Here is a 7,388-nt window from a genome sequence, read left to right as displayed (position 1 = left end):
ACCGGCCCGCGCGGGGCGTGCGCCGGGGCCGATGCGCCGGTGGGCATGGCCCGCGTCCACAGCGGGGCCTTTTTCAGCGAGACCACGCGCAGGAAGTGCGCGCCCTTGTCCATGACGTCGGTGCCCAGCACCCGGTGCAGCAGGTCTGCCCCGGTCAGCGCCACGGACACGCTGCGGCACACCCCGCCGTAGTGGCGGGCCACCCAGTCCGCCGCCTTCTGCGCGCGCGGGCCAACCTTGTCGGCCCGCAGTTCCTTGATGAACGCGCCGGTGTTGATGCCCACCGGGCAGCGCGTGGCGCACAGTCCGTCGGTGGCGCAGGTGTTGTCGCCCAGATAGTCGTAACCGGAGAACAGCTGCTTGAGCAGGCCGGACTTTTCGTCGCCCGCCTTCATGCGCGATATTTCGCGCCAGCCCACGATGCGCTGACGCGGGGTGAAGGTCACGTCCTTGGACGGGCAGATGGGTTCGCAGAAGCCGCATTCGATACACTTGTCGATGATGGTGTGCGCGGCGGGCAGCGGCTTCAGGTTGCGGATGTGCGCTTCCGCGTCCGGGTTGATGATGACGCCGGGGTTCAGCAGTCCGTACGGGTCGAACAGGTTCTTCAGTTCGCGCATCAGCAGGAAGGCGTCGCGCCCCCACTCCAGTTCCACGAACGGGGCCATGTTGCGCCCGGTGCCGTGTTCCGCCTTGAGCGAACCGGAGTAGGTGCCGACGACCATGGCCGTCACGTCGTCCATGAAGGCGCGGTAGCGGTCCACCTCGGCCTGGGTGTTGAAGTCCTGCGTGAACACGAAGTGCAGGTTTCCTTCCAGGGCGTGGCCGAAGATGATGGCCTCGCTGTAGCCGTGCTTGGCGAACAGGGTTTGCAGTTCCAGCGTTGCGTCGGCCAGCGAGGCGATGGGGAAGGCCACGTCCTCGATGATGACCGTGGTGCCCACCTTGCGTACCGCGCCCACGGCGGGGAACAGGCCCTTGCGTACGTTCCACAGGGTGCCGAACTCGGCGGGCACGTCGGTGAAGGCCACCGGGCGGATCTTGGGGATGGTGTCTATGGACGCGGTGATGCGGGCGATCTGGTCGTCCAGTGTGGCCTTGTCGGCGGCGCGGGTTTCCACCAGCAGGGCGGCGGCGTCAGCAGGCAGGCCTTGCAGCCCGTCCGGCATGCCGGGTTTGTCCTCCACCGAACGCAGGGAGGCGCGGTCCATCATTTCCACGGCGGACACGGGCTGCTGGCGCAGGATGATGGTGGCCTCGCACGCGTCGCGGATGGTGGGAAAGATGACCAGCGCCGAGGCCTTGTGGGCGTGTTCCGTCACCGTGTGGTAGGTCACCTCGCTGATGAAGCCGAGGGTGCCTTCCGAACCCACCATGAGGTGCTGGATGATGTCGAACGGATCGGCAAAGTCCACCAGCGCGTTCAGGCTGTAGCCGGTGGTGTTCTTGATCTTGAACTTGCGGGTGATCAGGTCGGCCAGCTCCGGCTTGTTCATGATCTGCGCCCGCATGGCGGCCACGCCGTTGACTATTTCCGGGTGGGTACGCTGGAAGGCGGCGCGGCTCTTGGTGTCGGACGTATCCAGCACGGTGCCGTCATGGAACACCACCCGCATGTGGCTGAGCGTCTTGTAGCTGTTCTCGGCCACGCCGCAGCACATGCCGCTGGCGTTGTTGGCCACTATGCCGCCGATCTTGCAGGTGTCGATGGAGGCCGGGTCCGGCCCGATCTTTTTCCCGAACTCGGCCAGCAGCCGGTTGGCGTGGCTGCCGATGATGCCGGGCTGCAGGCGGATCTTGGTGGCGTTGTCGAAGATGGCGTACTTGCGCCAGCCGTCGCCCAGCCGCACCAGGATGGAATCGGTCACGGCCTGGCCGGAAAGGCTGGTGCCCGCCGCGCGGAAGGTCATGGGCAGCCGGTGCCTGTTGGCCAGCTTGATGACGCCCACCACCTCGTCCTCGTTGTGGGTGTCCACGACGATCTTGGGGATGAGCCGGTAGAAGCTGGCGTCGGTGCCGTAGGCCAGGGTGCGCAAGGGATCGGTGAACACGTTGCGCCGGGGAATGAATTCCAGAAGTTCCTTCAGAAATGCCTGGTACGCAGCGGGGAGCATGCATGCCTCCTGTTGGGCGGTTGGCGGGCAGCCTTTGGGGCGGAAGTGTGTCTGTGGCCGTTTCGCGCGCCATGTCCGATGGCGCGCCACGCGACCGTCATGCCGCGCTTCCGGGTCGGACAGACGCGGCGGGGCCGGAACGGGCCGTGCATATGTCATGAGGTATTGGTGGGATGGCGGACAAGTATAACGTTCCGCCATGCCCGGTGCGTGACGGTGCGCGGGACTCCGGGAATTTCCACCCTAGCACGGGGGCACGGACGTGGGAAGGGGCAAGGCGCGAAGGGGTGGGCGCTCACGCGGCGGGGGCGGGAAGTGCCGACGGGATGGTACGCGAAACGGACACGAAACGGACACGGAACGGGCATGGACGGAATGGAAGGGGAACAGGCCAGGGTGGAAGGCGCGCAAGCAATGCAGGCAGCGCCCCGTGGCTGGGCGGGGGTGGCGGCACATCGACCGCAAGGCGGTCGGCAAGGCAGTGGGAACCAATGGGCAGGGCAATGGCGCTCATGCGCGACCCGCGCCGGAAGGATCGCGCAGGCCGGAAGTGCCCCCGCTCAGGCCTTGGGGTTGGGGCCGTACATGTTGGCCTCCGGCAGGCCGGGGATGCAGGCCATCACCAAGTTTACCACTGGCACGAACATCCACCCTCCGTTGCGCCCGATATCGTGCATGCGCCGAAACCCCAAGCCAATGTTGGGCAACACCCACAGCAGCGAGGTGTAGTTCACCAGGTCCAGATGCATCAGCGCGTCGGCAATACCCGTGATTACGCCGAACAGGATAGTGAACAGGGTGAACCCCCAGTATTCCTTGCGGCGCGCCCGACCGTGAATCATGCAGAACAGCCGCACCGGTTCCACGGCAAGCAGCCAGAAGCCGGTGGGCTTGCCGTGGCGCAGCCGTTCGGGCGGCAGATTGTACAGGATGCGCCAGTCGTGGGTACGGCGCGCCTCATGCTGTTCGAAGTTGTCCATGGGGAGCAGGGGGCGCGCATCGAAGCGTTCGATGATGGCGGCCAGCACTTCGGCATTGCGCAGATGCAGGGCCTGGTGGAAGTCGTCAGCGTGGTGTTGTGCGATCCACGGAATCAGAAAGCGCCGGTCCCCACGCGGGTGAAAGAACGAGCGAAGGGCAATGCGGATGACCTTGTCGTGGACAAGGGTGTGGTTGTCCGGGGTGAGCAGGCCGTGCCGGGCCAGCAGGTCGAACAGGGCGCGGTCCTTGCCGTTGGTGCGCACCCCTTTGATGCGCCCGTGCGCAAGGGCGTAGAACAGCAGCAGGTTGAGCAGCCTGCCCATGTGCATGTCGCGCAGGGCATCGCGGGCAAGATCGGTGGTGCCGGTCTGCTCGAAGAAATCAAGGATGTCGCTGGGCGGCAGCGGCTGGGCCAGGGCCACGGTGCCGGAGCGGTACTGCGAGAGATCGAGGTTAACAAGATTGTCGGCGGTGTCGCCTTCCGTCTCCGCCAAGGGCAGCAGACGGGCGCGCAAGGCCACCACCACGCTCATGATCTCCTGGTCGGAGGCGGCTTGCCTGCGGAAGAACACCAGCCATATCAGCAGGCACAGGGCACACAACGAGAACAAGACGGCCATGGGAGCCTCCGCACGCAAAGATTCGCTGTTGCATAGCAGCGGATGCGGCAGAGTATCAATGGTGTGATATCGCGCGGGGGGAAGTACGAAACGGGACTGGGCAGATTGATCAGCATCTGTTGCATATCCACAAAGTATCGCGGACATGCCGGACCTGCGCCGCACTGGCGCGGACAATCTACCACGCCACAGGCACCCGCACGGCCTGCCCGGCCTTGTTGGTGAACAGCAGGTAGCCCTTTTCGCGGCCATGCAGGAACAGGGCGCGGGTGATTTCCACGTCCTTGCGGCAGTATTCGGTGATGAGGTCGAGGCGCTGTTCCTTCCACCATTGCAGGGCTTGCAGGCCGTCCGCCGATTTGGGCGTGCCGAAGGTGGCCTGGGCCAGATTGTCCAGCGAGATGCGGTAGGACAGGCGGTCCTTGACCTTGGTCAGCATGTCCAGGGTGGGCAGGGTGTGCAGGTCGTAGGGGGCGAAGGGCGAGAGCACTGCGTAGTCGAAGCGCGAGATGTTGAAGCCCACCACAAGGTCCGCCGCGCGCAGGCGGTCGAGCATTTCGGGCACGGCGTCCTGCTCGTAGGGGGTGTAGGAATCGTCGGCGGCGTCGTACAGCACGGCCACGCTCACGCCCATGCGGTCGGCCCGGTTCCAGCCGCCCACGTCTGCCGCGGCGCGGCGGGTTTCCACGTCCAGCACCATGTAACGGCCCACGGGGGCGATGCTCTTTCCTTCCGTCTTGCCTGCCGCTGGTGACGCAAGCAGCGGCCCGGCGTCGCGGGGGGATGTGGTCATGGGGTGCTCCTTGGGGGCGTGTGCCGTGGCAGTGTGTTCCGAAACCATGTTGGTGACAGCGGCGCGCCCGATGGGACTGGAACCGTGGCGCCCGTTCTTTTCTTCCATATACTGGAAATCGTGATGCCCGGCATCGTCCGGAAGGTGGTGGCCGGAACGGCCAGCGGCTTCCGGACGCAGAAAGGGGGTTTGGGGGATATATAATCCCCCAACGGGGTCCGGGGCAGCGCCCCGGCTCTTATCACCCACCCTTTCTTCAAACATGTTCCCCTCTTCTCCCTGCTTCCCACCCTGCTCCAGCCCGGGCTGCACCGGGTCGGATTCCGGCGTGCCGCGGGCCATGCGGTCCAGCAGAAACAGCGCGCCAGCCTTGTCGATGGGCCGGTTGCCGGAGCCGCACTTGGGCGAATGCACGCACGAGGGGCAGCCGGTTTCGCACGGGCATTCGGCAATGGCGGCGCGGGTGGCGCGGAACAGCGCGTCGGCGTCGGCAAAGGCGGCGCGGGTCAGCCCGGCCCCGCCGGGCAGGCCGTCGTAGATGAACACGGCGGGTCGGCCCACCTGCGCGTGCATGGGGGTGGAGATGCCGCCAAGGTCGTTGCGGTCGGTCATGACCAGCAGCGGCAGGATGCCGATGGCGGCGTGCTCCAGCGCGTGGATGGCGCCCATGAAGTGCAGCAGTTCGTTCTCGGTGGCGATGCGTGCGGCGTCGGGAATCTCGAACCACAACCCCTCGGTTTCGAAGACGAAGGGCGGCGCGTCCAGCGGCACCACGGAAAGCAGGCGCTGGCCGGAGACGCTGCGCTTCTCGTAGCCGGTGATGGTTTCCGTCACCCGCAGCTTGCCCAGAAACACGCGGGTGCCGCAGGCCACGCACTGGTCGTGGATGTCGAGGATCTCCGTGGTCTTGTTGGCGCGCACGCGGGTGAACCACGACACGCGGGCCTGTTCCGCCACCACCTTCTGCGCCCCGGGGTCCAGCCGGGTGATGACCCAACTGCGCCCCCGGTGCAGGTACACCGCGCCGGGGTGGGTTTCGCGGTAGGCGCGGTGGCCGTCCACGCTGCCGATGATGGAGCCGTCGCCGTCCTCGATGGTGAAGGTGCTGCCGCTGCCGCGCAGGTCAACGTGGCGGTGGGGTCGCTTGCGCGCGGCCAGCAGCGTGGTGCCGTCGGCACTGCGCAGCACCAGCCCTTCGGCTTCCAGTTCCGCCAGCGCGGTTGCGGCGCCCGGCGCGGCCAGCCACGGCTCGTCGGCAGGAAGGGGCAGTTCGGCGGCGGCGCATTCGATGTGCCGCTTGGCAATGACCGGGTTGTCCGGGTTGACCACGGCGTGCTCGGCGGGCCGGTCGAAGAATTCGTTGGGGTGTCGCACGAAGTACTGGTCCAGCGCGTCCTCCCCGGCGATCAGGATCACCGCCGATTCCTGCTGCGCGCGGCCCACCCGGCCCCCGCGTTGCAGGGTGGACATGACCGTGCCGGGGTAGCCCACCAGTATGCACAGGTCCAGCCCGCCGATGTCGATGCCCAGTTCCAGCGCGCTGGTGGAAATGACCGCCAGCAGGTCGCCCCCGGCCATGCGCGCCTCGATGTCGCGTCGTTCCTCCGGCAGGAATCCGGCGCGGTAGGCGCTGATGCGGTCGCGGTACGGCCCGGCCTTTTCCGCCGCCCACATGCTGATCAACTCCGTCATGCGTCGTGACTGGCAGTACACGATGGTGCGCAAGTCCCGCGCCAGGGCCGCGCGCAACAACTGGATGGCCGCCGTGGACGGGCTGTCGTCCGGGTTCACGAACACGAAGTGCCGCAGGCCCTGCGGTGCGCCGCTTTCGGTGATGACGTCGATATTGCAGGGGGCGCTGCCCCCTGCACCCCCGTAAGGGGGCCGCGCCCCCTTAACCCCTTTTGCGGAATCAGCGTGCACTTCGTGCCCACTGATTCCGGTGGGGTGGGATGCGTGTGCAGCCTCATTTGAAAACTTTGGGGGAAAGGGGGGGTGAGGGAAGGAGACCCTTTCACGCTCTGCGGACGCCATCCGCGCGTTGCGGTCCCTGTCCGTAAGGTTCGCAAGCTCACCTAACGGCTGCCGCAAAGGGTCCCCTCCCCGTTCCATTCCTTCAATCTTCACAGCATCAACGGGCACCCCCAACCCCGTGAGGTTGGCGGCCAGTTCGCCGGGGTTGCCCACGGTGGCGGAGCAGAACACGAAGGTGGGGTGCGCGCCGTAGCGGGCGCACACGCGCAGCAGGCGGCGGAACACCTGGGCCATGTGCGCGCCCAGCACGCCCCGGTAGGTGTGCACCTCGTCCACCACTATGTAGGCCAGCGAGGCCAGCAGGCTGGTCCACTGCTGGTGGTGCGGCAGGATGGCCAGATGCAGCATTTCCGGGTTGGTCAGCAGCACGGTGGGCGGGTTCTGGCGGATCTTGCGGCGGAAATGGTCGGTGGTGTCGCCGTCGTAGATGGCGGCGCGGGGGCGGGCATCGGCGGGCCAGGCGGCGGTAAGGCCGGTGAAGGTGGAAAGCTGGTCCTGCGCAAGGGCTTTGAGCGGGAACAGGTACAGGGCGCGGGCGTCCGGGTCGGACAGAAAGCGCTCCAGCACCGGCAGGTTGTACACGTAGGTCTTGCCGCTGGCCGTGGGCGTGGCGACGACAACGTGCCGCCCGGCGCGGATGAGGTCTGTGGCGCGGGCCTGATGGGTGTACAGGTCGTCGATACCGTTGCGGGCCAGAATGTCGCGGACGGCCTTGGGCCACGGGCGGCGATTGGGGGCGTGGGCGGCCTCGCGCGCGGGCAGGGCGCGGTGATGGGTAACCTGCCGCCCGAAGGGCGAGCCCAGCAGCGCGGTGATGTAGTCGCGTACGGGGTTGTCCGCGTCGAG

At 66.9% G+C, this 7,388-nt stretch carries 3 protein-coding genes; all 3 read right to left on the bottom strand.

What is annotated here, in order from left to right:
* On the bottom strand, positions 1 to 2,114 hold a 2,114-nt coding region (locus FVW27_RS03575), incomplete at its 3' end, for an FAD-binding and (Fe-S)-binding domain-containing protein (RefSeq protein WP_167122790.1).
* 560 nt (positions 2,115 to 2,674) lie between these two features.
* Positions 2,675 to 3,715: a DUF805 domain-containing protein gene (locus FVW27_RS03570; protein ID WP_167122788.1), complete on the bottom strand. Its 1,041-nt coding sequence runs from the start codon at positions 3,713 to 3,715 to the stop codon at positions 2,675 to 2,677.
* 178 nt (positions 3,716 to 3,893) lie between these two features.
* Positions 3,894 to 7,358 (bottom strand): DEAD/DEAH box helicase, encoded by a 3,465-nt coding sequence (locus FVW27_RS03565; RefSeq protein WP_167122792.1) that lies wholly within the window; start codon positions 7,356 to 7,358, stop codon positions 3,894 to 3,896.
* Positions 7,359 to 7,388: the final 30 nt, after the last annotated feature.

Origin of the sequence: Nitratidesulfovibrio liaohensis (assembly GCF_011682075.1) — a bacterium.
Taxonomy (GTDB): domain Bacteria; phylum Desulfobacterota; class Desulfovibrionia; order Desulfovibrionales; family Desulfovibrionaceae; genus Cupidesulfovibrio; species Cupidesulfovibrio liaohensis.
The sequence above is the reverse complement of the archived record's forward strand: the minus strand, read 5'-3'. Positions and strand labels throughout refer to the sequence as shown.

Bases quoted from the DNA above. Each gene is read 5' to 3' on its own strand.
- FVW27_RS03570 (WP_167122788.1), bottom strand. From the start codon at position 3,715: ATGGCCGTCTTGTTCTCGTTGTGTGCCCTGTGCCTGCTGATATGGCTG.